The following is a 24,395-nucleotide window of genomic DNA, read 5'->3' as shown; positions in this document are numbered from 1 at the left end:
GCGATCCGGTGGAGGGAATTCAGATCAGCCTTCGGGGCCTCGCACGGCCTCGAGGTAGATCGACCGGTCGTAGACCTGGTCTTCGGGAATGATCTCGTCGTACTCGAGCACGCCGTACTCCATGAAGAAGCCCTGGGCTCGTTCGGACGTCCCTTCGCCCATCTCCCAGTCCATCAGCGTCTCCGGCGTACCGGTGAACGACTCGAGCGGGATGTCGGCGACATCGGCGAGCACCTGGAGCTCTTCGACGTTGTTCGTCTTGTAGCCCTCGGCGAGGTACGTGTTCATCGTCCGGATCAGCGCCCGGATGAACGCGACGGCCACCTCACGGCGGTCCTCACGGAAGCACGCAGACGCATAGAGCCCACCGAGCGCTTCGCCCGGAGGCTGGGTCGCGACGAGCACGTAGTCCGGGTTGTCGGCCAGCTGGAGCCAGATCGGATCGAGCACCCAGGCGGACTGCACGGCGCCGTTCTCGAGCGCCAACGGCAGGTCGGCGGACGGGATGACTTCCATGTCGAGGTCGAGCAGGCTGACACCCGCCTCCTGGAAGGCGAGGCCGATCGGGTAGTTGATCACCGAGCCGAGCGCCACGGCGGTGCCGAGGGTCGTGCCCCGCAGCTCCGTGAGGTCCGGGTTCTCGGGGTCCGTGAAGGCGTCGGCCCGGGCCCAGAGACCCGTCTGGTCGATGCTGGTGTCACCGGCGTCCGGCGGGAAGTAGTTCCCGATCACCTGCTTGACGGTGAGGCCGGCGGCGATGCCGTTGTGCAGCGACGCCTCCGTGCCACCGACGGTGATGTCGACCGTGCAATCCTCCATCTGGACGATGCCGTCGGCCAGTGAAACGCCGGTCACGACCTCCACGTCGAGGTTCTCCTTCTCGAACTCACCCAACTCGAGGGCGAGGACGTAGGGCGCGGTGAACTCGAACCCCCAGAAGTTCGTCGCCAGACGAACGCTGGCGCGCTCCTCCAACGGCTGCGGAGCCGGGTAGCCGGGCTCGCAGCGGGCGACCTCGCGGTCCGGACTCAGGTCGGTGACGGCACCCTCGCCGCAGCCGGCCAGCGGATCGTCGCCACCGTCGTCAGCGGTTCCGTCGCCGGTCCCGTCGTCGGACGAGTCATCCCCCGAAGAGTCGTCACCGGACGAATCCGATGCGTCGTCCCCGGATGCCGAATCCGAGCCCTCGTCGTCATCACCACACGCGCTGGCGATGACCGCGAAGACAAGTAGGAGGCCCAAAATCTTGAGCCACCAGTCCTTCCTCGTTCCCCTCATGGTTTTCTCCCTCTCTTGGTTCGTGTCCGTGGAACTTCACGGTCTTGTTCGGTCCGGGTGGACCGAGTCCTTGTCGTCGACGCCGGGCCGCTAGCCCTGCCCCGGCGCGTTGTCCTCGGGGGCCCAGGGGATCAGCAGTCGGCCGATCCATCGGACCACGAGGGTGAACAGCAGCCCGAGCAGGGCGGCGAGCGCGATGCCGACGTAGGTGAGCTCGGGAATCAGGAGTGTGCGGCCCCGCTCGATCAACGATCCGATGCCGCCCTGGCTCGGGATGACGAGCTCCACGCCGATGAGGATCAGCACCGCGACGCCGGCCGCGATACGGAGCCCGACGAAGATCTGGGGCAACGACCCCGGCAACAGCACGTGTCGGAACATCTGCCATCGACTCACGCCGAAGCTCATGGCGGCCTCGCGGTAGCCCTCGGGCACCGCCATGATCGCGGCCATCGTCGAGATCCAGACGAAGAAGAAGACCGTCACGGCGATGAGCATCACCCGGGGGCGCTCGTCGAAGCCGAAGATGGTGAGGAACAGGGGCAGCAGAGCGAGCTTCGGCACGGTGTACAGCGCGGTGAGCAGTGGATCGAGCGCCGCCCGGATGAGCCGGGACATCCCCATGGTCAGGCCGATGAACACCCCGGCACCGGCGCCGAGCGCGAATCCGATGAGCATCCGTCGGGTGCTGGTCCACACGTCGCGCCAGAAGTCGGCCTCGCGGAGCTTCTCCGACGTGACGATCTCGTAGGGGGACGCGTAGAAGCGCTGATCGATCTTCCAGTAGCCGAGCAGGTTCCACTCGTAGTGGTGGGCGAGCTGCCAGATGAGGAGGAGGACGGCGGGCACGCCGACGGCGAGGGCGCGTTCCGCGGCCTTGCGGTTGCGCACATGGGCGCGGGGCTTGATCTCGGCCACGCCGGGCTCGCGCCGCAGGACGCGCGGGCCCCGCTTGTCGACGTGCGTGTTCGGGTCCGTGCTCGTCATCGCTCGTCACCTTCCTCTTCGACGGTGCGCAACTCGTTGAGGTACTGCTCGACCTGGAGCTTCAGGTGGTCCCAGAGGCCGGCCTTGAACTCGTTGAACTCGGGCTCGGCCCGCAGCTCGGGTGTGCGGGGCCGATCGAAGGGCACCTGGACCGACTCGAGCATGCGGCCCGGCCGAGCCGTCATCACGAGCACGCGATCGCCCAACACGATCGCCTCCTCGAGGCTGTGGGTGATGAACAGCACCGTGCGCTTGTCCGCCTCCCAGAGTGCGAGGAGTTCTTCCTGGAGGATCTGGCGAAGCTGGGCGTCGAGCGCGGCGAAGGGTTCGTCCATCAGGAGGATCTCGGGCTCGACCGCGAGGGCCCGGGCGATGGCGACGCGCTGGCGCATGCCGCCGGAGAGCTTGTCGGGATAGGCATTGCGGAACTCGGTGAGCCCGAGCCGGCCGAGCCAGAACAGCGCCCGCTCGCGCGCCTCCTTCTTGGACATGCCGCCGACCTCGAGCCCGAAGCGGACGTTGGCCTCCACGGTCTTCCACGGGTAGATGCCGTAGTCCTGGAAGACCATGGCGATCGGGGTCTTCGACGTGCCGGCGAGGTCGACCTCGACGGCGCCGGCCGACGGCCGGAGCAGGCCGGCGACGATGCGCAGGAAGGTGGACTTCCCGCAGCCGGACGGGCCGACGATGCAGCAGAACTCCCCCTCGGCGATGTCGAGGTCGAACGGTCCGAGCGCGTGGACCGGATTGTCGGTCTCCGCAGCGAAGACCCGTTCCACGGAACGAGCCGAGATCTTCGGGCGAGTGATGTCGGTCATGTGGAGGAGTCTCGCAGTGCTCGACCCAGCGCGGCGATGCCCTGGGTGATTTCGTCGACGCTCGGGAGGCTGAAGGCGAGGCGGAGGAACTGGCGACCCGAGCCGTCGTCGGTGAACCGTTCACCGGGGCGACAGAAGACCCCCTCGCGCTGCACGGCCTCGGCCGCCCGGTCCCAGTCGACGCCGTCGCCGAGCTCGAGCCAGAGGAAGAACGAGCCCTCGGGCACCCGGAACGTCAGATACTCCGAACAGTGCTCGTGCAGGGCGGTGACCGCCGCGTCCCGCTTGGCCCGGTAGACGTCCCGGAGGGTCGCCACCTGGGGGCCGTGGTGGCCACCTTCGAGATAGCGGGCCATGACCCGGGCGAGGAACTGACTCACGCCGAGGTCCTCACGCACCGCGGCGAGACCGCCGATCACGTCGGGGTGCCCCACCATCCAACCGAGGCGCAACCCGGGCGCCACCGTCTTGGAGAAGCTGTCCGACTGCATGACGAGCCCCGTCTCGTCCATGCTGAGCAACGTCGGCGGGGGCTCTCCGTCGTAGCGCAGGTCGTAGTAGACGTTGTCCTCGATGACGACGAGGTCGTGGCGATCGGCCAGCTGGAGCAGGCGCTCGCGGCGCGAGGGGGGCATCGACATCCCCGTCGGCAGCTGGAACGTCGCGATCGTGTAGACGAGCTTCGGGCGCAGACCGCGAGCCGCCGCCGCGTCGATCGCGTCGGCGAGCGCGTGGACATCGAGACCGTCGGCGTCGACCGGGACGGCCACGACGTCGGCTCCGGTGCCGGCCAGGAACGACGACGCGTACGGGAAGGTGACGGCCTCGACGAAGACGGCGTCGCCCGGCCCGGCGAACGCCCGCGCCGCGAGCGACAGCGCCTGGACCGCACCCGAGGTGAGGATCACGTTGTCGGCGTCGAACTCGCGGCCGTCGCGCTCGTTGAGTCGGTCGGCGAGAGCAGTCCGCAGACCCCGGAAGCCGTAGACGAGCTCCTCGTAGCCGGTGTCCGGATCGAAGTAGCTGAGCGCGTCGCCGCCCGCCTCCTCGAGCACCTCGTGCGAGAGCCGCTCGAGCAGGTCGAGCGGATACGTCGCCGGGTCCGGATTGCCCTGATCGAAGTTGAAGAAGATCGGACGCTCGGGGGTCGGGAAGAAGAGCGGGGGTCCGCCGGCGGCGGCCGGCGCGTACAGGCTCGCGATGTCACGGCTCATGGAAGTTCTCCGGTGGTGGACGGCGCGGATGCGGAAGGGGCAGCCGCGATGGCGTCGATCTCGAGCAGCGCACCCGGGATCAGAAGATCGCGGACGACGACGGTCGTGCTGGAGACCTCCGCCGAGGGCAGAAGCGCCGCCTTCGCGGCCGCGTAGCCCGGGAAGTCGTCGGCGTCGAGGACGAAGCACGTGAGCTTGACCAGATCACCGAGGGACGCACCGTGGGCGGCGAGCGCATCGGCGATGTTCTGCAGGCACCGTTCGGCCTGGGCCCGGGCATCCCCGGGGCCGACGATCTCACCGGCGTCGTCGAGCGCCAACTGACCGTTGACGAAGATGAACGATCCGGAGCGAAGCGCCTGATCCGTTGCCGCCGAGCCTGCCGAGCCTCGAGCGGCGCGCGACGTCCCGCCGCCGAGGAGTTCGACCATGTGGTCGGGCCCGTCCTCCAGCGGTGTGCCGAGCGTGTCGTTCCACCGGTTGAGGAACCCGAACAGCGAGATGGCGGCCACGAGTTCCACGATCTCCTCGGGTCCGTAGTGGTCCGCGAGGGCCGAGATCTGCTCGTCGGTGACGTTGCCGACGCCCCCGGCGGCCACCGCCACCCGCAGCGCGGCACGCTCGGCTTCGGTGAAGCGATTGCTGACCTCGAAGGTCCACAGCTCGTCGAGCGTCTCGTGGTCGACGTCGCACACTTCCGCGAGGTTGTAGGCGGTGTGGGCCGAGCAGTACGTGCATCCGGCGGCGCGGCTCGAGACGTAGGACACCATCCAGCGCAGCCGTGCCGGCGTGAGACTGTCGGAGCTCATGACCGCGGCGCTGAGATCGCCGACGGCGCGCAGCAGGTTCGGCTTGTAGGCGAGCGTGCGGAAGCTGGACGGAACGAAGCCGAAGTTGGTCGTGATCGTCTGGAGCAGTTCGGCGTGGGGCGCGAGCATCTCGTCGCTGCAGTACGGGATCCGGGCCCCGCGGTCGGCCGTGGAGGTGCTCGTCATGCGCAGTGGTTGGCGTTCCAGCCGCCGGCGACGTCGAGCGACGTGCCGGTGATGTAGCGCGCCTCGTCCGACGCGAGGAACAGCACGCTGTTGGTGCTGTCCTCGAGTTCGAGCCAGGGGACCCGCATCGGGTTGAGCCCGGCGAACGTGTCGCGCACGTCGTCGGTGGTCGGCGCGGCGAGATCGGGACGGAACAGTGTGTAGGTCTTGTCGTTGTGGCACATGTCGGTGGACACCGACATCGGCGACAGGGCGTTGATCGTCACCCCGTGAGGTGCGAGCTCGATCGCCAGCGACTTCACGAGCCCGATCACGCCCCACTTCGACGCGGCGTAGTTGGCGTTGTTCGGCCCGCCCTCGCGACCGACGATCGAGGCAGTGGCGATGATCCGTCCCTGCTCCCGTTCGATCATGTGGGGGACGACCGCGCGCACGGCGTTGGCGACACCGTTGAGGTTGACGTCGACGACGTCGAACCACATGTCGTCGGGCATCGAGGCGATGGGACCGAAGGCGGCGATGCCGGCGTTGGCCACGAAGACGTCGATCTTGCCGAACTCGGCGATCGTCTTTCCGACCAGGTCGCGCATGGCAGCGGCATCGCGGGTGTCGGCCTGCACGGCGACGCAACGACGGCCCGTCGCCTCCACCAGGTCACGCGTGTGGTTGAGGTCCTCGATCGTGCCCATGGCCGACGCGCACGGAATCTGCGCGGCGATGTCGCAGAGCACGACGTCGGCGCCCCGCTCGGCGAAGGCGACCGCGTGGGAGCGCCCCTGCCCCTTGGCGCCACCAGTGATGACGACGACCTGGTCGTCGAATCGGCTCATCGAACGTCTCTCCTCGTGCGGTGCTGCCGGGTGCGGTGCTGTCGGGTGTGGAGGGTCGTGCTCATGCGGTGTTGAGCGCAGCCATGCCCTGGCTCAGGTCGAGCACGGAGCCGGTCATGGTGTTGTCCGGCTGGGTGAGGAACATCATCACGGCGCGCGCCACCGCCTCCGGAGACACGAAGGGGCGCGTCGTGGGGTGACGCAGACCCAGTGCGGCGGCCGTGGAGTCGCGGTCGGTCGTCGCGGTGTCTTCACCCACGGTGGCGTGGGCGTAGCGCTGGTACGCATCGTCCTGCCAGCGCGGATCGTCGAGCGCCGTGGAGGTGACGACGTTGACGGCGACATCGGACTCGGCCATCTCGAGCGCCGCCGATTTCGCCAAGCCGATGATGCTCCAGTGGCCCGCCGCGATGTGGCTGGCGCCGCCCGCACCGCGTCGGCCTTCGTCACCCACCACGCTGACCACCCGGCCCCGGCCGGTGGACTCGAAGTGGGGCAACAGCGCCCGGTAGGCGCAATAGGTCGCACTGAGCGAGCCGTCGATCGCGTCGTCCCAGTCGGCGTCGGACATCTGATCGGCCGGAACGGGCCGGGGCGCGCCCGGCACCGTGACGAGTGCGTCGAGCTGTCCGTGTCGGTCCGCGACCGCGGCGAAGAACGACTCGAATCCGGCGCGGTCGCGGGGCGCGAGCTCGGTGGTCATTGCCTCGCCCGAGAGCCCCTTCAACCCGGAGGCGACCTCCTCGAGGTCCGACGCGGTCTCCACACCGGCCACGCCGACGAGTGCGAGCCGCGCTCCCGCTTCGGCAAGTCGGGCGGCGACGGCGCGGCCGACCGAGGTCGTCGCGCCGAGCACGATGGCGACCGACGGCGTTGCCTCGGCGTTCATGCGCTGTACCCGGCGAAGCCCTCGCTGGAGCCCTCGTGGAAGAACGGTCCCTGCAGCATCATCTGCTCCCATGCTTCGTCCGTCAGCATCCGTCGCTGTTCGCGCAGGCGGTAGGCGTCGTCGCCGACCGGCACGTGCAGCGGCGGCTCCTGCTCGAGTTCGACCATGTCGGCGATCGTGGCCCCCGTGGTCGCCGTGCCCGGGCGGGTCTCGCCCATCTCCCGGAAGGCTTCGAGGGCGCGCATCGACGCCTCCTGGTAGGCGCTCTCCTCGTTCTCGAGGCGGCGGCACACGTCGAGCGATCCGTACTGCCAGTCGCTGCGATACATCCCGGGCTCGACCGAGACCACGTGGATCCCGAACTGCTTCACTTCGAGGCGGAGTGCCTCGGTCATCGCCGCGACGGCCATCTTCGACGCCGAGTAGAGACCGGTCAGCGGCGCCACGATGTAGACGCCGGCCGAGGCCACGTTCACGATCGTGCCCCGGCCCGCCTCCCGCATCGGGCCGATGACCGCCTGGCACAGGCGCAGCTGGCCCAGCAGGTTGGTGTCGATCAGGCGCATCACCTCATCGACGCCGACATCCTCCACGGTGCCGTACAGGCCGTAGCCGGCGTTGTTGACGATCGCGTCGATGCGGCCGAAGCGTTCGAGCGTGTCGTCGACCACCGCGGTCGTCTGCTCGCCGTCCGTCACGTCGAGCTGTGCGACATGGATGAGGTCCTCGAACCCCTCCCGAACAGCAGGGCCGTCCCGGTCGGGTGAACGCATGGTGGCCACGACGGTGTGGCCTCGCCGGGCGAGCTCCTGGCTCGCCGCCATGCCGAAGCCTTTCGACGCACCGGTGACGATCACGACTCGTGGGCTCAACGCGGCTCACTCCCCTTTTCTGAAGAAAGATTCATCTCTTGAACTATTCCTCACTCGCGCTACTCTGTCAATCGCATGAACCCGAAGTCCTCGGACGGGTCGACGAGCGGAACAAGCGACGGCGACGACCCGGCCAACCTCAGCAACCGAGCGCGACGAACCCGTGCCGCGATCGTCGATGCCGCCCTCGTGGTGTTCAACGAGCGGGGCTACCACAACACCCGGATCACCGACATCACCGACGCGGCCGAAGTCGCGGTCGGCACCTTCTACACCTACTTCGACACCAAGGAAGAGGTGTTCGAGGTGGTCCTCGAGTCCGTCGAGGCCGAAGTGCTCGATTCGCCCCAGCGGCCGCGCGGCGTCTCGCCGATGGAGAGCATCCAGGAGACGAACCGGCTCTACCTGGAGGCCTTCCGCCGCAACGCGCGCTTCTGGGCGATGCTCGAGGAAGCCGCCATGAGCAACGCGCTCGCCCGCGAGGTGATCATTTCCCGCCAGATGCAGAGCCGGGCGCGGACCGAGCGGGCCCTGCGCCGCTGGATGGCGGCCGACCTCATTCCCCAGATCGACGACATCCCCTTCACCGCCGAAGCGCTCGGCGCGGTGACGGAGCGGTGCGCCTACCTCTGGTTCGTGTTCGGCGACGGGATCGATCTGGAACGCGCCACGGAGCGCCTCACGATGGTCTGGCGCCGCATGTTGCGGATGGACGAGCACGGCTACTCGGATGGCACGGCTCCGACCACGACGAGCAGCTGACGGGCCTGACACAGCAGGGTCCCGTCATCGCTCCACATCCAGGAGTCCCAGTCGAGATAGCCATCGTGGACGAGCCCGGTTCGCGAGTGCATGAGCACGAGGTCACCGGGATCCCCGTCGGGCGGGTGTCCGCGGAACTGCACCGTGCATTCGAGCGCCGCGGTTCCGTAGGGCTCCTCGAGTCGACCCCACCAGGGCATCATCCCGACGTCGGCCATCATGGCCAACCCGGCGGCATCGAGGGGATGGGCGGCCGCGAACCCGACCCAGCCCGCCTTCTCCATCGGCCCGGCGGAACCCGACAGCGCCGGTGGGCCCAGCCGCTCCTGGATCACCACATTGTCGGCGTAGGGGCGGGCGAACGGCGGCACGTAGCCCTCTGTCGGACGGCCCGGGGTGGGCGGCGCGACATCGGGCATGGCGATCTCGGCGAACTCGGGCCCGGAGCGGGGGCCGGCGAACACGCCGTGGGCGGTTGCGACGACGGCACCGTCCTGGACCGCCCGAAAGCCGACGTTGGCGGTGGAACGGCCGCGGCGAAGCACCTCCGCCTCGACCTCGTACGACCCCCGGCACACCGCGCGGAGGAACTGGGTCGTGAACGAGCGGGGCGGCAGCGCCGGGTCGTCCACCAACGCCGTTCCGACTGCGAGGAGCTGGGCGGCGACGAGACCCCCGGGGGCCAGGTCGCCGGCCGTCCACGACGGCGGCACCGACACCGTGAACCGACCGTCGCCGTCGGATCGCACGGCGATTGCCTCGCCGAAGGTCACGGTTCCCATGTGGTACCCGTCAGGCCCGATCCGCCAGCAGCTCGGCGGCACGCTCGACCAGATCCCGCTTGAGGACCTTCCCCGCCGCGCTCACGGGGAACTCGTCGACGAACTCGACGTAGCGGGGCACCTTGTAGTTGGCGAGACGCTCGCGGGCGTAGTCGATGAGCTCCTCGGGTTCGACCGCCGCGCCCTTGCGGAGGATCACCCACGCCATACCGACCTCACCCAGGCGCTCGTCGGGCGCGCCGACGACGGCGACCTCGGCGATCGCCTCGTGGGTGAGGAGGACGCCTTCGACCTCCGCCGGATAGGTGTTGAACCCCCCGACGATGAACATGTCCTTCTTGCGCCCGGTGATGGAGACATAGTCCTCGTCGTCCATGACGCCCAGGTCGCCCGACCGGAGCCAGCCGCTCGGGTCGATCGCGGTCGCCGTCTGCTCGGGCTCGTCGAAGTAGCCGAGCATGATGCCGTAGCCCCGGATGACGATCTCTCCCTGCGTGCCCCGCGGCAGTTCGTTGAGGTCGTCGTCGACGATCTGCACCTCCAGGCCGGGGAGCGGGCGACCTGACGTCAGGGCGATCTTCGGGATCGGATCGTCGTGACGCGACATCGTGGCGGCGCCCGTGCACTCGGTCAGCCCGTAGCCGGTCACGACCACCTCGTAGGAGAGCTCTTCGCGCATGCGCCGGATCATCTCCTCGGGCACATCCGCCGCGCCGGTGGTCGACAGGCGCAGCGAGGAGAGGTCGAACTCGTCGCGGCGCGGATGGTTCAGCACGGCCTGGTGGATCGTGGGCGGGCCGGGGAACATGGTGATCCGCTCCCGCTCGACGATCGCCAGTGCCTCGTCGATGTCGAACGTCGCCATGGGGACGACCGTCGCGCCCCGCATCAGGGCCGAGGTGAACCCCGCCTTGAGCCCGAACACGTGGAAGAAGGGGTTCACGATCAGGTAGCGGTCATCCGCCCCGAGACCGATGATCTCGGTCCAGTCGGCGAACTGACGCAACGTCGAACCGTGGGTGAGCATCGCCCCCTTCGGCTTGCCGGTGGTCCCGGCCGTGAAGAGGATGTCGCTGAGGCTGTCCGGGCCGATCTCGGCCTGCCGCTCGGCGAGTCGCTCGTCGGTGACACCGTCACCCTGGCCGAGGAAGGCGTCCCACGGCGTCGTGTCGGCGACCGGGTCTCCGGACAGGAGCACGATCCGGCGCAGCTCCGGAAGGCCCTCGACCGGGCGGTCGTCGGCCGCCGCGCCCATCGCGGCGCGCAGCTGTGCCACATAGTCGGTGCCGAGGAAGCCGTTGACGGTGCACAACACCGACGAGCGGGACTTCGCCAGGATGTAGGCCGCCTCCTCGCCCTTGTACCGGGTGTTGAGGGGGACGATCGCACCGCCGGCCGAGAGTGCGCCGAGCGCCGCCACCATCCACTGATGGATGTTCGGCGCCCAGATCGCGACGCGGTCACCGACCTCGAGCCCCTCGGCGAGGAAGGCCTTCGCGGCCATGTCGACGCGATCGCCGAGCTCGCGATAGGTCAGGCGGAGTTCACCGTCGACCAGCGCCTCGCGGTCACCATGACGCTCGACCGACTCCGCCAGCATCCGCGGGATGGTCCCCCACTCGAGGTCACCACGCATCAGTCACCACCTCCTGCTCGCAGCACCCGGTCCGGGAACAGGACCATGCCGGGCACCTCGCGCTCGACGCGCACCAGACGCCCACCGTCGGACTCGGTGACGAAGAGCGATGTCATGTCCGGCCCGCCGAAGCACACATTGGTGATGTCGGCATCATCGAAGGTGATCGTCTCGATCGCCGCGCCGCCCGCGGCGGGGTACACCACGACGCTTCCCGCCCCGTGACCGGCGCACAGCACATTGCCCTCGGCGTCGAAGCACAAGCCGTCCGGGAACCCGCCGGGAAGGTCGGCGAAATGGCGGGGCTCTCCCAGCCGGCCCGGGCCCAGGATCGCCATGGCCACCAGCCGGTTGGTCCGCGATTCGGCGACGATGAGGGTCGCGCCATCGGGGGTCACGCCGAGCCCGTTGGGGAATTCGAGCCCGGTATGGGCGTCGACGACCCGGCCATCCGTGTCGCTCCAGCAGATCGTTCCGGGTGGCGTCTCGCCGGTGTGGTCGGGCCAGGCGGGATCGGTGAACCAGAACCCGCCGTCCGCGTCGAAGCAGATGTCGTTCGGGGCGTTGAGGGGCCGATCCCCGACGGCGGCGATGAGCGCGGTCGCGCGGCCGTCCGGGGTGACGCGTTGGATGAGGCTGTCACCGTCGGCCGGCCCGACCGATCCGCCCGTCGACGTCTCCGCGGCCCATCGTCCGCCGCCATTGCAGACGTAGAGGTTGCCGTCCGGCCCGAAGGCCGAACCGTTGGGCGACCCACCGAGGACGGCGAAGGTCGAGACCTCGCCGTCGGGGGTCACCCGCGAGACCCGTCCACCGGCGAGCTCCACGACGACGATGTCGCCGTTGGGCGCGACGGACGGCCCCTCCGGGAAGCGGAATCCGGTCGCGACGACCTCGACACCGCTCGTCATGGTCGCTCCCGATCATCGGGCGCCGCCGGCGCGGACGGAGGCTTGGCCTCCCAGCCCCCCTCGGAGAGGTGCTGGGCCGCGAAGTAGCTGGGCTCCTGCTCGAGGTCGGTCGAGAAGGTGTCGTTCCAGCGATTGAGGAAACCGAACATCGCGACCGGTGCGATCAACTCCACGATCTCGTCGTCGGTGAAGTGGCGCTTGAGGTCCGCGAAGTGCTCGTCGGTGACCTGGTTCGGCGTGAGGGCGGCATCGCGGGCGACCCGTAGGGCGGCGACCTCCCGTTCCTCGAACAGGTCGCTCGTCTCGAATCCCCAGAGTGCCTCGACCTTCTCGACGGGGACACCGGCGGTCTCGGCCGCGTGATAGCCGGTGTGGGCGGAGCAGTAGCTGCACCCCGCGGCGCGGCTCGCCACGTGGGAGACCATCCACTTGAGGCCCACGTCGATCCGACCCTCACCGAGGGTCGCGATCGCCATCCGCGACAGGGCGTCGAGGAGCAACGGCATCCGACCGAGCGTGAGAAAACTGCTCGGCAGCTGTCCGTACGACTCCCGCAACGCGTCGAAGAGGACCGCGTGTTCGTCCTCGAGGTCGTCGAAGTCCATCGGGTCGAGGCGAGCCACTAGCGCCGTTCCCTGTGATCGTTCATCGTTCCCCCTGGTGCGTCATTCTCGCCAGCCCGTGGCCGATATGCAAATATCATATAGATGATTAAATCATTGATGGACAAGGGGGGCGAGCCGGTGTTTCGCAATGCCGTGGATCCCGCGGACGCCGTCGCCTACCGCGACGCCGGGTGGTGGGGCGATGTCACGCTCGTCGACCATCTCCGCCGTCACGCGGCCGAACGACCCGACGACATCGCCTACATCGGCGACGACGGCCGGCTCTCCTGGGCCGACCTCGACGCAGCAAGCGACCGCGTCGCGGACGTGATCATCGCCGAAGGGCTCGCACCGGGCACCCGCGTCGGCGCGTTCATCCCCGATTCGGCGACCGTGCACGCCGTGTACCTCGGGCTCGAGAAGGCCGGCGTCATCACCGTCGGGATCGGCGCCCGGGCCAACGCCCGCGAGGTCGCCCACCTCCTCCGATCGACCGGATCCCGGACCCTCGTCACCCTCGCGGGCCACGGCGATGCGATGGGCGGTGAACTCCGCCGTGCGCTCACCGACCACGGCCTCGATCTCGCGACCCACATCGAGGTCCCGGTGTTCGAGGCGGAGCCCGCCGGCGAGATCGTCGTGAACGGCGCGGCGACGACCGCGCCCCGGGCGACGGACATCGACGATCGGCGGATCGGCCCCGACGACCTGTCGTTCATCAACTCGACGTCGGGCACGACCGGGCTTCCCAAGTGCGTGCTGCACTTCCAGAACCGATGGCTCTACTTCCACGATCTCGCGGCGCGGCTCGGCGGCCTCGGGAGCGGCGACGGACACCGCGAGGTGGTGATGTCGCTCGTCCCCGCACCGTTCGGATTCGGCCTGTGGACGGCCCACTACACACCCCTGGTGCTCGGCGCGACCACGGTCGTGTCCCGCCGCTTCTCGACGACGCACGCACTGGAGATGATCGAGCGCCACGGCGTGACGGTCATCTGTTGCGTGAGCACCCAGTTCCTCATGATGCTCAACGACGAGTCGTTCGACGCCCGGGATCTCACCACGCTGCGGTCGATGTACACCGGCGGCGAGGCCGTCCCCCGGGAGCGGGCGGAGGAGTTCGAGACGCGCAGCGGCTGCACGGTCCTCCAGTTCTACGGCTCCAACGAGACCGGCGTGCTCTCGGGCACCACCCCCGAGGACCCGCTCGACCGACGGCTGCTCACCGCGGGTCGGATCGTTCCGGAGATGCAGGTGCGCCTGCTCGACCGGGACACGCTCGAACCCGTGGACCTTCCCGGCGAGGGGCGTCCGGCCTGTCGCGGGCCGGCGACCTGCCTCGGGTATCTCGATGCGGAGGCGAACCGGGACCTCTTCACGGCCGACGGCTGGATGCTGATGGGCGACGTCGGCTCGATCGACGCCGACGGCTACCTGTCCGTCACCGGTCGCATCTCGGACTTCATCATCCGCGGCGGGAAGAACATCTCGGCGTCGCAGGTGGAGGACGAGGTCAACACCCACCCCGACATCGGGCTCAGCGCGGCCGTCGCCGTGCCCGACGAGGTGTTCGGGGAGCGGGTCGGTGTCTATGTCGAGCTCACGTCGGGGGCCGACCTGACCCTCGATCAGCTCCTTGCTCATCTCGACGAACGGGCGACGCCCAAGGAGATCCGGCCCGAGATCCTCGTGGTCCTCGATGCGCTGCCCCGTTCGAGCGGCGGCAAGATCGCGAAGGGTCAGATCGCAGCCGACGTCGAGTCGCGCTTCGGCTGAATCGGGCGGCCCCGATTCGTCAGGCCTCGCGGCGGCCGCTGAGCAGGCTCGGGAAGACGGAGTGGTTCTCGTCGATCGTGTACACGGGCGACCAGGCCAGATGACGTTGCGCCTCGGCCACCGCCCCGTTCACGTCGCCGGCCTCGATCAGGTCCAGCAGCACCGCGTGGTCGTCGAGTCCCTGTTGGCGATACGCGAGGTCCGGCAGCTCACCATCGCGCTGATGGAGATCGACCCACGCCTCCGCATGCGCGGACCAGACCGACTCGAGCGCCCCCACCACCAGGGTCAGGGTGCGACTGCCGCAGAGCCGGACGATCTCCTCGTGGAACCGCCGCGAGACCACGGTGAAGCGACTCATGTCCTCGATGCAGGCCGCGGCCTCGTCCTGCACGGCCCGCAGTTGCGGGACCACCGCCTCGGCGCGGTCCTCGCGGGCGGCACAGAGCGCGACGCACTGGGGTTCGAGCAGGTTGAGCGCCATCGACAGGTCGTCGACCGGGGTGGCGAGGCTCCGCAGCACCATGCCGAGGACGTACGCGATGTTGTCCTCGCCGGGTCGGTGCACGATGGCGCCGCCGACCTTCCCCCGACGGACCGAGAGGAGCCCCTCGGACTCGAGGATCCGCAACGCCTCGCGCATCGACGGCTTCGAGACGCCGAACTCCGCGAGCAGGTCCTCCTGGCGAGGGAGCTCGTCGCCGTCGGCGAGTTCGCCGTCGAGGATCCGGCGACGGAGTTCGGCGACGACCAGGTCGGCGACGTGCGGGGCGCGATAGCGACCACCGTTGGCGCGATCGCCGTGGATCGAGGGGACCGCGAGAATCGGCTCGGAACCGGTGGAGTCGGCGACGGAATCGGTCATCGGGTTGGCCTTCGACGGGCGGGAGTTGACAGCGCCATGTTAAACGCAAATCATATAGAAGATGACATCCACCACGAACGACGCTCCCGCCTCCGACCCGACACTCGTGCGCGAGGGCGGCTACGCCGTGTGGTCACCGAGTGTGTCGCCCGGCATCGGGCGGGACCTCACGGATGAACAGAAGCTGGCGCTGGCCTTCCGATGGCTCGCCCGCGAAGGCTTCGCCGAGAACCTCGCCGGACACATCACGTGGCAGCGCGAGGGAACGGACACGATGCTCGTCAATCCGTGGGGCCTGTGGTGGCGCGAGATCGCGGCGAGCGACATCTGCGAGGTCGACGGCGACGCCAACATCGTGGCCGGCAAGTGGGACGTCACCCCGGCCATCCACATCCACACCGAACTCCATCGCGTCCGCCCCGACGCGCGGGTCGTCATCCACAACCACCCGTACCACGTGTGCGTGCTCGCCGCGATCGGCGTCCTGCCCGATCTCGTCAACCAGACCGCCAGCATGTTCGACGGCGACCTGGGCCTCGTCGCGGAATACACCGGCGAGATCGACAGTGCCGAACTCGGCGCCGACCTGGCCGAACGCATCGGCGACGCCAGCGTCGTGGTCCTCGCCAGTCATGGCGTGATCATCACCGGCGAGACGATCGAGCAGGCCACCTATCGTGCCGCGAGCATCGACCGGGCCTGCCGGATGTCGCTCGACGTCATGCGCAGCGGCCGGGAGCCGCTTCCGCTCGACCCGGGCCTCGTCGCGGGGATGAAGGTCTCGCTCATGGAACGCGGTGCCGATCTGTACTTCGACGGACTGGCCCGCCAACTCATCCGACAAGAACCCGACGTTCTCGACTGACGGCATCGGAGCACGAACCATGCGCAGCATCGACGATCTCGCCCAGGACCTCTCGTTCACGCAGGCATCGACCGGCGAGGACCGCAGCGTCACCTTCCTCCCCGAGCCGGCGCCGGCCCCCCGCCGTCACCTGATCATCTCGGCCGACGACCATGTGGTCGAGCCACCGGACACGTTCGAGGGCCGGATCCCGGCCCACCTCGCCGAGCGCGCCCCGCGCGTCGTCGAAACCGAGGACGGCAGACAGACCTGGCTCTACGACGGCAACGAACTTCCCAACGTCGGATTCAACGCCGTCGTCGGGCGGCCCGTTTCCGAGTACGGCTTCGAGCCGACCCGCTTCGACGAGATGCGCCGCGGTGCCTGGGACATCGACGCCCGCATCGCGGACATGGACGTCAACGGGGTGTACGCCTCGGTCAACTTCCCCTCGTTCCTGCCCGGCTTCGCCGGTCAGCGGCTCCAGACCGTGACGAACGATCGCGAGCTCGCGATGGCGTCCGTGCGCGCCTGGAACGACTGGCACCTCGAAGCCTGGGCCGGGCCCTACCCCGACCGCATCATCCCGTGCCAGATCCCGTGGCTCCTCGACCCCGAGGTCGCCGCGGACATGATTCGCGAGAACGCGGACCGGGGCTTCAAGGCGGTCACCTTCTCGGAGGCGCCGGACAAGCTCGGATTCCCGAGCCTGCACTCCGGTCACTGGGAGCCGTTCCTGCAGGCGTGCGCCGAGACCGGGACGGTCATCAACCTCCACATCGGCTCGGCCGGCGCGTCGCCGTCGACCTCCGACGACGCGCCACCCGACGTCGTCGGCGTGCTGTTCTTCGCCTACGCGATCTATGCGGCCGTGGACTGGCTCTACTCACTCGCCCCGGTGCGCCATCCGGACCTCAAGATCTGCCTGTCCGAGGGCGGGATCGGATGGGTGGCCGGGTTGATCGACCGGCTCGACCACATGCTGAGCTACCACGACATGTACGGCACGTGGACCGACGAACTCACCCCGAGCGAAGTGTTCCGCCGCAACTTCTACTTCTGCGCCGTCGAGGACCCGTCGGCCTTCGTGCAGCGCGAGCGGATCGGCCTCGACCACATCCTGCTCGAATCGGACTATCCCCACTGTGACTCCACCTGGCCTCGAACGCAGGAGGTCGTCGAGCACGAGATCGGTTGGCTGCCCGAGGCGGATCGACGCCGTATCACCTGGGAGAACGCGTCGGAGCTGTACCGGCATCCGGTGCCCGACGCGGTCGTCGCCGATCCCGAGAGCTGGTGATGGTCCGCGCGGCCGTCCTCACCGGCCCGCACGAGATCCAGACGCTCGACGTCGAACGGCCGGCCCTGCCCACCGACGAGTGGGCCTGGCTGCGGGTCGAGGCCTGCGGGCTCTGCGGCACCGACGTCGAACAGTTCGACGGGTCGTTCACCGGGTCGGCCTGGCCGAGCGGACCGTTGATCCCGGGCCACGAGGTCGTCGGCGTGATCGACGAGATCGGCGACGCCACCGCCGCGCGATGGGGCGTCGAGGCCGGCGATCGGGTCGCGATCGAACCGAGCATCCCGTGCGGAAGCTGTCCACCGTGCCTCTCCGGGGAGTACGTCTCGTGTCGCGGCTGGCCCACCCGACCGCTGGCCTACGGCTTCGTACCCATGTCGGCCGCCCCCGGACTGTGGGGCGGGTGGTCCGAACTGATGGCGCTGCACCCACTCTCGGTCGTCCACCGCGTGCCGGCGAACCTCGACCCGGGGACCGCCACGCTGTTCAACGCGCTGGGGACCTCCTACGAGTGGACGGTCAGACGGTCAGGGCTGGAATCCGGCCAGACCGTCCTCATCCTCGGCGCCGGCCAGCGCGGCCTCGGCAGCGTCGTGGCCGCCCGGGCCGCAGGCGCCGGCACGATCGTCATCTCCGGCACGGCGAACGATCGTCGCCGGCTGGAGACCGCACTCGAGCTGGGCGCGGACCGCACGGTCGACGTCCAGGCCGAGGATCTCGTCGCCGTGGTCAAGGACGTGACCGACGGACACGGCGTCGACGTCGTCGTCGACACGAGCGCCGGCGCGGTCGAGCCGGTGATGCAGGGCATCGACGCGGTGACCGACGGCGGGACCGTCGTGCTCGGCGGCCTCAAGCACGGCACCGCCGCGGCGCTCGACGTCGACCAGGTGGTCCTGCGCGCCATCCGGATCCAGGGAGCCCGCTCCGCCGGCCGACCCGCCTATCACCGCGCCCTGGAGCTGCTGGCCGCCCAGCCCGGGCTCGGCGCGCTCCGCACCCACGTGTACGGGCTCGACGACGCCGCCGCCGCAGTCGGGGTCCTCGCGTCCGGCGACCCCGAACGCATCTACGTGGGTGTCGACGCGACGGCCTGACGGCCGATGACCACGCGACTGCCGCGGTCGTAGGTGACATAGTTCCACGCCCAGTTGACGAGCACATTGGCTCGGTTACGGAAGCCGATCAGCATCACGAGATGCAGCGCGAGCCAGGCGAGCCACCCGAGCGGCCCGCTGAACCGCATCCCGTTCGGGAGCTCGGCCACGGCGGCGTGGCGGCCGATCGTCGCCATCGACCCCTTGTCCCGATAGACGAACGGGCCCGGCGGGTCGGTCTCGCCGATCCGGGCACCGATCACGGCCGCCACGTGGCGACCGCCCTGGATGGCGACCGGGGCGACCTGCGGCAGCGGTCGGTCGTCGGGGGTGGGGCTCGCGGCGAGGTCCCCGATCACGAACACATCCGGGTGGGCACCGACCGCCAGATCGTCGCCGACCAGGATGCGGCCGCCGGGGCCGGTCGGGAGTCCGCTCGCCGCGGCGATCGGGTTGGCCTTCACGCCGGCCGCCCACACGAGGGTCTGGGTCGGCAGCGTCGATCCGTCACCGAAGTGCACCCCGCGGGCGTCCACCGACTCGACCGCGGCACCGGTCATCACCTCGACGCCGAGCTTCTCCAGGCTCCGGCGCGCCTTGCCGGCGAGCCGTTCGTCGAAGGTACCGAGCACGCGCTCGGCGGCCTCGATCAGGACGATCCGGGTGCGCCCGACGTCCAGGGCCGGGAAGTCCCGTCGCAGGACGCGGTGGACCAACTCCGCCGTGCCCCCCGCCATCTCCACGCCGGTCGGGCCCGCGCCGACGATGGCGACCGTGAGCGCGCCGTCGTCGATCAGCTCCGGACGGGCGTCGGCCGCCTCGAAGCGCCCGAGGACGTGATCGCGCAGGGCTACGGCATCCGCCGCGCTCTTGAGGCCGAACCCGAACCGGTCCACCCCGGGCACACCGAAGGTGTTGGTGACGGCACCGCAGGCGAGGATCAGCGAGTCGTAGCCCAGTGCGTCGCTGCCGCCGTCGAGCGTCACGACCCGGGTGGCCGGGTCGACGCCGGTGACACGGCCGAGCCGTACCCGCACATTGCGCTGCCGATGGAACACGCCCCGCACGGCGTAGCAGACGTCGTCCACATCGAGTCCGGCGGTCGCCACCTGGTAGAGGAGGGGCTGGAACGTGTGGTGGTTCCGGGCGTCGACGACCGTGATGTCGACCGGCAGGTCCGCCATCACCCGCGCCGCGGCGAGACCTCCGAACCCCGCTCCGACGACCACGACATGATGACGGCGCTCGACCACTCGTGCGCTCCCTCCTGCTTGTGATTCATTTCACAAGGCGGGGAGACGTCCGTCAAGCGGTTTGGACGCCGCAGGTGCACGATCCGGGCGACGGTCCGCGAGAATGGCGACATGCGAGACGTGTCAGAAGTGAAGCTGCCCGGCGTCGGTGTCCGCCACGAGTTCCGGACGGATGCGGGCCGACAGGTCGGCGTCCTCGTCCACCACGACGGTCACCGCGAGATCCTCATCTACGATCAGGGCGACAACGACACCTGTTCGAGTGTGGAGCTGAGCCACGACGACACGCGGACGCTGTCGGAGCTGCTCGGTGCGACCCAGGTGGTCGAAGAGGTCCAGGAAGCCCAGCACGAGATCGAAGGACAGTCGATCGCCTGGATCCGGGTCGACGAGAACGGGGCCCGAGACGGCACGACGATCGGCAGCGGCGAGTACCGCACCCGCACCGGGGCGAGCATGGTGGCGGTACTGCGCGACGGCGAACCGATGCCGTCGCCGGAAGCCGACTTCGTCCTGGAGGCCGGCGACCTGATCGTCGCCGTGGGATCGGCCGACTCGCTCGACGAACTCCGAACATTGCTCGGCGCGTAGCGCGATGCTCGTCGCGGCCGGCAGCGCGGAAGCTGCGAACGCCTTTCTCGAGGTGGGCGCGCTGGCGCTCGGCCTTGCCGCGCTCAGCCGGATCGCCCACCGCCTCGGGATGACGGCCGTTCCGCTGTACCTGCTCGCGGGTCTGGCGTTCGGCGAGGGCGGCATCGCCGAGATCGACGTGAGCGCGGACTTCGCATCCCTCGCCGCTGAGATCGGTGTGCTCCTCCTGCTCTTCACCCTCGGCCTCGAGTACTCCGACGCCGAGCTCCGCAGCGGCCTGCGCACGGGCATTCCGCCCGGGCTGGCCGACATGGTCCTCAATGCCGGTCCCGGCGTGGCCGCGGGGCTGATCCTCGGCTGGGACGTCCTGCCTGCGGTTCTGCTCGGCGGCGTGACCTGGATCTCGTCCTCCGGCATCATCTCCAAGACGCTCGGCGACCTGGGTCGTCTCGGCTTCCGCGAAACGCCCAGCGTCCTCAACCTGCTCGTCATCGAGGACCTCGCGATGGCCCTCTATCTCCCGATCGTCGCTGCGTTGATCGTGGGCGGTTCCCTCGCGGAGACCACGACGACCGTCGCGATCGCCGTCGCGATCGTGCTCCTCATCCTGTGGATCGCCCTCCGGTTCGGGACGCAGGTGAGCCGGCTGATCCTGACCGACTCCGACGAGTCGCTGCTCCTCGCGGTCTTCGGTCTCACCCTCGTCGTCGCCGGGATCGCCCAGTCCTTCGAGGTGTCCGGCGCCGTCGGGGCGTTCCTCACCGGACTCGCCCTGTCCGGTCCCGTCGAGGAACGGGCCCTGCGCCTCGTCAGCCCGTTGCGGGATCTCTTCGCAGGCACGTTCTTCCTCTTCTTCAGCTTCGGCATCGATCCCGCCGACCTGCCCGCCGTGGCGGTGCCGGCGATCCTTCTCGCCGCCATCGGCATCGTCACCAAGACGACGACCGGTTGGTACGCCGCCGCCCGACTCGGCGTCGGTGCCCCCGCTCGGCTGCGGGCGGGCACCATCCTCATCGCCCGCGGCGAGTTCTCGATCGTGATCGCGTCGCTCGGCGCAGGTCTGGCGGACGGCGAGGATCTCGGCACGCTGGCAGCCGCCTACGTGCTCATCACCGCGGTCCTCGCCCCGCTGATCACGCGCTATGCCGACAGGCTCGCCGGTCTAGGGCCGGGGCCCCTCCGTCGCCGGCCGGTCGGGGTCACTCCCCCATTGTGACCAGGAGCCCACGTAGAGCCGAGCCGGGGGCAGGTCCGCGAGACGACGACCGAGCAGGTCGGCGCACGCGGTGACGCCGCTGCCGCAGTAGGCGATCACGTTGTCGCCGTCGGCCCCGATCTCCTCGTAGTGCAGGCGGAGCCGACGGGGCGACTTCCAGCGACCATCGCCGTCGAGATTGTCGGTGGCGGGCGCGCTCAACGCCCCGGGCACGTGGCCGGGGCGGGGGTCGATCTCGGCACCGTGGGCGTAGCGGTCCGGCGACCGGGCATCGAGCACCACGGTGTCCGGGCCGAGCACGGACTCGAGCGCGTCGATCGCGATCCGGTGGTCGACCGGCCAGGGCCGGGGGGTGAACGTGGCGGCACTGGGCGCGACCTTTGCCGTCGAGAGCGTGCCGGTCCAGGCATCGATGCCGCCGTCGAGCACGGCGACGTCGCGGCCGATGATGTCGAGCATCCACCAGAGCCGCGCTGCGATCATGCCGCCGGCGTCGTCGTAGACCACGACCTTCGTGATGTCGCCCACGCCAAGACGTCCGATCGCCTCGGCGAAGGCGATCGGCGCCGGCAGCGGATGGCGGCCGGTCTCCGGTGAGGGCGACGAGGAGAGGTCGACGTCCAGATCGGCGAACCGGGCGCCGGGGATGTGGCCCGCCTCGTAATCCGCCCGCTTGGGTCCGTCGGCGACGGACCAGCGCACATCGATGACGGCGAGGTCCTCGTCCTCGAGATGCTCGGCGAGCCAGTCCGCAGTGACGAGGGGTCCGAAGGTCATGGACGGGAACGATAGGCCACCCGACACGGGGCCTCGCTCCGGGCGACGCCGCCGATCTGCCCCCGTCGCGGTCGCGGGTCGGGATCGACCAGCGTCAACTCGAACTCGGCGAACAGGCGCACCAGGGTGTCCACCATCACCCGCGGCGAGAACGGCTGCGCCGGACACGTGTGGGAGCCGTGGCCGAACACGGTGACGAGCTCGCGCGCGGCCAGATCGGCGTGCTCGCCCAGGCGACGGCCGTTCCAGCGCTCGGGGTCGTAACGGTCGAGCCCCGGCGCGGCGGACGTGTTGGTCAGCGGGAGCAGCGTGGCGACGGTCGCGCCGGGATCCAGCGAGTACGTGATGCCGTCGACGTCGATCTCGGTCGGGGTCAGCACCTCCCGCAACATGATCGAGCGTTGCGCGAGCCGGGTCGACTCCAGGGCACAGCGCTCGGCCCGCGCCCGGTCACCACCCGCCACCGCGGCGGCGATCGCGGGGCGTTGCACGAGATGCACGATGGACCAGCCCACGGCAGCGAAGAGGTTTGACATCGAGCCGAGGTGCACCAGCGCCACGTCATGCGCGATGCCACGGACCCGTTGGGGCGCGCCTGCCCAGCGATCCACGATCGTCGCGAACATGCCGGGCCGCGGATCCGCCACGTGGACTTCGACGATTCCCCCGTAGAGCTCGGCGATCTCGTCCAGCGCCGCTCGTTCGTCGGCGTGGTCGTTGGCCGCGATCTCCGCCGCCAGCTCGGGGGTGACGAAGGCGGCCGACGCATCGAGCCGGTCGAGCGCGTCGACGAGCGCGGCGAACGTCGCCCCCGCCGCCGCCCCGGGGCCGCCCCAGCTGGCAAGACCGAACCGGTGGCCGAGCCGGCGGGTGAGGTCGAACACGTCCACCTCGCCGGCATCGCCCAGCATCCCGACCTCCGTGTCGAGCGCCCACGCGACCTGACCGAGGTAGGCGTCCGCCAGATCGCGGGTGAACATGTCGTGCGGGATGGTTCGGCGATCGAAGAAGAGGTCCGCGGGCACCTTGCGCCCGAGCATCCGCATGTCGGCGATGCCCTTGCTCGCCGCCGTCTCGGGCAGGTCGTAGAACGCGCGCACGCCGTCCGGCGAGAAGACGAACAGGTACGTCATGGCGCCGGACTCGATCGCGAACGTGTCGCCGAGGTCCGCCCGATCCGCGGCGATCGCCGCCACCGGATCGGGAACCGCGGCGTCCCACGGCAGCCGCGCCCGCCCGCGCGGCGGCATCGGCCGGATCATCGAGCGATGCTCAGAAGGGCCGGTCGCCGATGACGGTCACCCGCTCCATCACCCGGTGAGCGGGGAAGAAGTCGGCGGTCGCAGCGTGCTGAACCGCCCGGTTGTCCCACATCACGAACGTGTCGGGCCGCCAGCTCACCCTGATCTGGATCGAGGGATCCATCATCGCCCGTTCGAGACGGCGCAGGATCCGACGCGACTCGTCGGGCTCCATGTCCTCGATGTGGGACGTGAACCCGATGTTCGTGTAGATGCCGCGCGCACCGGTCTCGGGGTGGGTGCGGATGACCGGATGGCGCTGGGGCGGGTACTTCGCCCGCACCTCGTCGACCTCGGCCGGATCGACCCGGCTGGCGAACACCCGGGCGTAGTCGTGGATCGCGAACGCGTCGTCGACGACCTCCTTGATGTCGTCGGGCAATCGGTCGTAGGCGGCCGTCGCGTCGGCGAAACAGGTGTCGCCGCCCACATCGGGCACGATGCGGCCCCGCAGGATCGATCCCATCGACGGTTCGGCCCGCCAGGTCACGTCGGAGTGCCAGCCGGCGGCGACGAAGGTCTTCCCCGAGTCGCCCCCGGCCTCGAGCTTCACGATCTCGGGGTACCCCTCGATGCCCTCGGTGAACGGATGAACCTCGAGGTCGCCGAACAGACGCCCGAACGCGATGTGCTCCTCGATCGAGATGGGTTGATCGCGCAGGACGAGCACCTTGTGGTCGAGCCACGCCTTGCGCAGCTCGTCACGGGTCGCATCGTCCACATCGGCCATGTCGACGCCGCCGACCTCGGCGCCGAAGAAGCCGTTCAGTTGGGTGATCTCGAGAGTCATGGCCTG

The 24,395-nt window shown here is 69.5% G+C and carries 24 protein-coding genes; 7 read left to right on the top strand and 17 right to left on the bottom strand.

Features of this window, described 5'->3' with window-relative positions:
* Positions 1 to 24: 24 nt before the first annotated feature.
* From R8F63_20100 to R8F63_20065, 8 genes are all read right to left on the bottom strand, one after another.
* Positions 25 to 1,278: a hypothetical protein gene (locus R8F63_20100; protein MDW3220913.1), complete on the bottom strand. Its 1,254-nt coding sequence runs from the start codon at positions 1,276 to 1,278 to the stop codon at positions 25 to 27.
* A gap of 90 nt (positions 1,279 to 1,368) precedes the next feature.
* Positions 1,369 to 2,265: an ABC transporter permease gene (locus tag R8F63_20095; protein ID MDW3220912.1), complete on the bottom strand. Its 897-nt coding sequence runs from the start codon at positions 2,263 to 2,265 to the stop codon at positions 1,369 to 1,371.
* Positions 2,262 to 3,083 carry an ABC transporter ATP-binding protein gene (locus tag R8F63_20090; protein MDW3220911.1) on the bottom strand — a complete coding sequence of 274 codons (822 nt, stop codon included), beginning with the start codon at positions 3,081 to 3,083 and terminating at the stop codon, positions 2,262 to 2,264. Before R8F63_20090 ends, R8F63_20095 begins: the two co-directional genes overlap by 4 nt.
* The gene (locus tag R8F63_20085) at positions 3,080 to 4,297 is read right to left on the bottom strand and encodes a PLP-dependent aminotransferase family protein (GenBank protein MDW3220910.1); all 1,218 of its coding nucleotides are present in this window, start codon (positions 4,295 to 4,297) and stop codon (positions 3,080 to 3,082) included. The genes R8F63_20090 and R8F63_20085 overlap by 4 nt, the downstream gene beginning before the upstream one ends.
* Entirely contained in the window at positions 4,294 to 5,292 is a 999-nt protein-coding gene (locus R8F63_20080; GenBank protein ID MDW3220909.1) for a Rid family hydrolase, read from the bottom strand. The genes R8F63_20085 and R8F63_20080 overlap by 4 nt, the downstream gene beginning before the upstream one ends.
* A complete protein-coding gene (locus tag R8F63_20075) occupies positions 5,289 to 6,122 on the bottom strand; it encodes a mycofactocin-coupled SDR family oxidoreductase (protein MDW3220908.1) in 834 nt (277 codons plus the stop codon). The genes R8F63_20080 and R8F63_20075 overlap by 4 nt, the downstream gene beginning before the upstream one ends.
* A gap of 61 nt (positions 6,123 to 6,183) precedes the next feature.
* Positions 6,184 to 7,011: an SDR family NAD(P)-dependent oxidoreductase gene (locus R8F63_20070; GenBank protein ID MDW3220907.1), complete on the bottom strand. Its 828-nt coding sequence runs from the start codon at positions 7,009 to 7,011 to the stop codon at positions 6,184 to 6,186.
* Positions 7,008 to 7,883, bottom strand: coding sequence for an SDR family oxidoreductase (locus R8F63_20065; protein ID MDW3220906.1), 876 nt, complete (start codon positions 7,881 to 7,883; stop codon positions 7,008 to 7,010). The genes R8F63_20070 and R8F63_20065 overlap by 4 nt, the downstream gene beginning before the upstream one ends.
* Positions 7,884 to 7,958: 75 nt before the next feature.
* On the opposite strand from R8F63_20065, the gene R8F63_20060 reads away from it, so the two are divergent.
* Positions 7,959 to 8,645, top strand: coding sequence for a TetR/AcrR family transcriptional regulator (locus tag R8F63_20060; protein ID MDW3220905.1), 687 nt, complete (start codon positions 7,959 to 7,961; stop codon positions 8,643 to 8,645).
* Here the strand turns inward: R8F63_20060 and R8F63_20055 are convergent.
* From R8F63_20055 to R8F63_20040, 4 genes are read right to left on the bottom strand one after another with little or no spacing between them, the layout of a single operon-like run.
* Complete coding sequence (locus R8F63_20055) at positions 8,606 to 9,427, bottom strand: thioesterase family protein (GenBank protein ID MDW3220904.1); 822 nt, start codon at positions 9,425 to 9,427, stop codon at positions 8,606 to 8,608. The genes R8F63_20060 and R8F63_20055 overlap by 40 nt on opposite strands.
* A gap of 10 nt (positions 9,428 to 9,437) precedes the next feature.
* Entirely contained in the window at positions 9,438 to 11,063 is a 1,626-nt protein-coding gene (locus R8F63_20050) for a FadD3 family acyl-CoA ligase (GenBank protein MDW3220903.1), read from the bottom strand.
* Entirely contained in the window at positions 11,063 to 11,974 is a 912-nt protein-coding gene (locus R8F63_20045; protein MDW3220902.1) for an SMP-30/gluconolactonase/LRE family protein, read from the bottom strand. The genes R8F63_20050 and R8F63_20045 overlap by 1 nt, the downstream gene beginning before the upstream one ends.
* Positions 11,971 to 12,579 carry a carboxymuconolactone decarboxylase family protein gene (locus R8F63_20040; GenBank protein MDW3220901.1) on the bottom strand — a complete coding sequence of 203 codons (609 nt, stop codon included), beginning with the start codon at positions 12,577 to 12,579 and terminating at the stop codon, positions 11,971 to 11,973. The genes R8F63_20045 and R8F63_20040 overlap by 4 nt, the downstream gene beginning before the upstream one ends.
* 102 nt (positions 12,580 to 12,681) lie before the next feature.
* Here R8F63_20040 and R8F63_20035 point away from each other — a divergent pair, with 102 nt between their 5' ends.
* A complete protein-coding gene (locus tag R8F63_20035; protein MDW3220900.1) occupies positions 12,682 to 14,355 on the top strand; it encodes a class I adenylate-forming enzyme family protein in 1,674 nt (557 codons plus the stop codon).
* A gap of 19 nt (positions 14,356 to 14,374) precedes the next feature.
* Here the strand turns inward: R8F63_20035 and R8F63_20030 are convergent, their stop codons facing one another.
* Positions 14,375 to 15,220, bottom strand: a complete 846-nt coding sequence (locus R8F63_20030) for a GntR family transcriptional regulator (GenBank protein MDW3220899.1) — start codon at positions 15,218 to 15,220, stop codon at positions 14,375 to 14,377.
* A gap of 61 nt (positions 15,221 to 15,281) precedes the next feature.
* On the opposite strand from R8F63_20030, the gene R8F63_20025 reads away from it, so the two are divergent.
* The 3 genes from R8F63_20025 to R8F63_20015 are packed head-to-tail and all read left to right on the top strand — an operon-like array spanning position 15,282 to position 18,461.
* Entirely contained in the window at positions 15,282 to 16,085 is an 804-nt protein-coding gene (locus R8F63_20025; GenBank protein MDW3220898.1) for a class II aldolase/adducin family protein, read from the top strand.
* A gap of 19 nt (positions 16,086 to 16,104) precedes the next feature.
* Complete coding sequence (locus R8F63_20020) at positions 16,105 to 17,364, top strand: amidohydrolase family protein (GenBank protein ID MDW3220897.1); 1,260 nt, start codon at positions 16,105 to 16,107, stop codon at positions 17,362 to 17,364.
* Positions 17,364 to 18,461 (top strand): alcohol dehydrogenase catalytic domain-containing protein, encoded by a 1,098-nt coding sequence (locus tag R8F63_20015; GenBank protein MDW3220896.1) that lies wholly within the window; start codon positions 17,364 to 17,366, stop codon positions 18,459 to 18,461. Before R8F63_20020 ends, R8F63_20015 begins: the two co-directional genes overlap by 1 nt.
* On the opposite strand, the gene R8F63_20010 is transcribed toward R8F63_20015, so the two are convergent.
* Positions 18,434 to 19,714, bottom strand: coding sequence for an NAD(P)/FAD-dependent oxidoreductase (locus R8F63_20010; GenBank protein MDW3220895.1), 1,281 nt, complete (start codon positions 19,712 to 19,714; stop codon positions 18,434 to 18,436). The two genes, R8F63_20015 and R8F63_20010, sit on opposite strands and share 28 nt — an antisense overlap.
* Before the next feature lie 111 nt (positions 19,715 to 19,825).
* On the opposite strand from R8F63_20010, the gene R8F63_20005 reads away from it, so the two are divergent.
* Together R8F63_20005 and R8F63_20000 are read left to right on the top strand one after the other, a co-directional pair.
* The gene (locus R8F63_20005; GenBank protein MDW3220894.1) at positions 19,826 to 20,305 is read left to right on the top strand and encodes a TrkA C-terminal domain-containing protein; all 480 of its coding nucleotides are present in this window, start codon (positions 19,826 to 19,828) and stop codon (positions 20,303 to 20,305) included.
* A gap of 4 nt (positions 20,306 to 20,309) precedes the next feature.
* Complete coding sequence (locus R8F63_20000) at positions 20,310 to 21,521, top strand: cation:proton antiporter (GenBank protein MDW3220893.1); 1,212 nt, start codon at positions 20,310 to 20,312, stop codon at positions 21,519 to 21,521.
* Here R8F63_20000 and R8F63_19995 read toward each other — a convergent pair.
* The 3 genes from R8F63_19995 to R8F63_19985 are packed head-to-tail and all read right to left on the bottom strand — an operon-like array spanning position 21,468 to position 24,389.
* A complete protein-coding gene (locus R8F63_19995; protein ID MDW3220892.1) occupies positions 21,468 to 22,298 on the bottom strand; it encodes a sulfurtransferase in 831 nt (276 codons plus the stop codon). The genes R8F63_20000 and R8F63_19995 overlap by 54 nt on opposite strands.
* Positions 22,295 to 23,560, bottom strand: coding sequence for a hypothetical protein (locus R8F63_19990; GenBank protein MDW3220891.1), 1,266 nt, complete (start codon positions 23,558 to 23,560; stop codon positions 22,295 to 22,297). The genes R8F63_19995 and R8F63_19990 overlap by 4 nt, the downstream gene beginning before the upstream one ends.
* Before the next feature lie 10 nt (positions 23,561 to 23,570).
* Positions 23,571 to 24,389 carry a TauD/TfdA family dioxygenase gene (locus R8F63_19985; protein ID MDW3220890.1) on the bottom strand — a complete coding sequence of 273 codons (819 nt, stop codon included), beginning with the start codon at positions 24,387 to 24,389 and terminating at the stop codon, positions 23,571 to 23,573.
* Positions 24,390 to 24,395: the final 6 nt, after the last annotated feature.

This window comes from Acidimicrobiales bacterium, from assembly GCA_033344915.1.
Taxonomy (GTDB): Bacteria; Actinomycetota; Acidimicrobiia; order Acidimicrobiales; family Aldehydirespiratoraceae; genus JAJRXC01.
Note: the sequence above shows the minus strand (reverse complement) of the source record. Positions and strands in the feature narration are given on the sequence as shown.

What these genes read in the sequence shown, in the direction of transcription:
- R8F63_20030 (MDW3220899.1), bottom strand. Translation starts at nt 15,220, where the DNA reads ATGACCGATTCCGTCGCCGACTCCACCGGTTCCGAGCCGATTCTCGCG.
- R8F63_20060 (MDW3220905.1), top strand. Translation starts at nt 7,959, where the DNA reads ATGAACCCGAAGTCCTCGGACGGGTCGACGAGCGGAACAAGCGACGGC.
- R8F63_20040 (MDW3220901.1), bottom strand. Translation starts at nt 12,579, where the DNA reads ATGGACTTCGACGACCTCGAGGACGAACACGCGGTCCTCTTCGACGCG.
- R8F63_20045 (MDW3220902.1), bottom strand. Translation starts at nt 11,974, where the DNA reads ATGACGAGCGGTGTCGAGGTCGTCGCGACCGGATTCCGCTTCCCGGAG.
- R8F63_20075 (MDW3220908.1), bottom strand. Translation starts at nt 6,122, where the DNA reads ATGAGCCGATTCGACGACCAGGTCGTCGTCATCACTGGTGGCGCCAAG.
- R8F63_20020 (MDW3220897.1), top strand. Translation starts at nt 16,105, where the DNA reads ATGCGCAGCATCGACGATCTCGCCCAGGACCTCTCGTTCACGCAGGCA.
- R8F63_19995 (MDW3220892.1), bottom strand. Translation starts at nt 22,298, where the DNA reads ATGACCTTCGGACCCCTCGTCACTGCGGACTGGCTCGCCGAGCATCTC.
- R8F63_20000 (MDW3220893.1), top strand. Translation starts at nt 20,310, where the DNA reads ATGCTCGTCGCGGCCGGCAGCGCGGAAGCTGCGAACGCCTTTCTCGAG.
- R8F63_20005 (MDW3220894.1), top strand. Translation starts at nt 19,826, where the DNA reads ATGCGAGACGTGTCAGAAGTGAAGCTGCCCGGCGTCGGTGTCCGCCAC.
- R8F63_20025 (MDW3220898.1), top strand. Translation starts at nt 15,282, where the DNA reads ATGACATCCACCACGAACGACGCTCCCGCCTCCGACCCGACACTCGTG.
- R8F63_19990 (MDW3220891.1), bottom strand. Translation starts at nt 23,560, where the DNA reads ATGATCCGGCCGATGCCGCCGCGCGGGCGGGCGCGGCTGCCGTGGGAC.
- R8F63_20100 (MDW3220913.1), bottom strand. Translation starts at nt 1,278, where the DNA reads ATGAGGGGAACGAGGAAGGACTGGTGGCTCAAGATTTTGGGCCTCCTA.
- R8F63_20090 (MDW3220911.1), bottom strand. Translation starts at nt 3,083, where the DNA reads ATGACCGACATCACTCGCCCGAAGATCTCGGCTCGTTCCGTGGAACGG.
- R8F63_20035 (MDW3220900.1), top strand. Translation starts at nt 12,682, where the DNA reads ATGATTAAATCATTGATGGACAAGGGGGGCGAGCCGGTGTTTCGCAAT.
- R8F63_20080 (MDW3220909.1), bottom strand. Translation starts at nt 5,292, where the DNA reads ATGACGAGCACCTCCACGGCCGACCGCGGGGCCCGGATCCCGTACTGC.
- R8F63_20085 (MDW3220910.1), bottom strand. Translation starts at nt 4,297, where the DNA reads ATGAGCCGTGACATCGCGAGCCTGTACGCGCCGGCCGCCGCCGGCGGA.
- R8F63_20055 (MDW3220904.1), bottom strand. Translation starts at nt 9,427, where the DNA reads ATGGGAACCGTGACCTTCGGCGAGGCAATCGCCGTGCGATCCGACGGC.
- R8F63_20095 (MDW3220912.1), bottom strand. Translation starts at nt 2,265, where the DNA reads ATGACGAGCACGGACCCGAACACGCACGTCGACAAGCGGGGCCCGCGC.
- R8F63_19985 (MDW3220890.1), bottom strand. Translation starts at nt 24,389, where the DNA reads ATGACTCTCGAGATCACCCAACTGAACGGCTTCTTCGGCGCCGAGGTC.
- R8F63_20070 (MDW3220907.1), bottom strand. Translation starts at nt 7,011, where the DNA reads ATGAACGCCGAGGCAACGCCGTCGGTCGCCATCGTGCTCGGCGCGACG.
- R8F63_20050 (MDW3220903.1), bottom strand. Translation starts at nt 11,063, where the DNA reads ATGCGTGGTGACCTCGAGTGGGGGACCATCCCGCGGATGCTGGCGGAG.
- R8F63_20015 (MDW3220896.1), top strand. Translation starts at nt 17,364, where the DNA reads ATGGTCCGCGCGGCCGTCCTCACCGGCCCGCACGAGATCCAGACGCTC.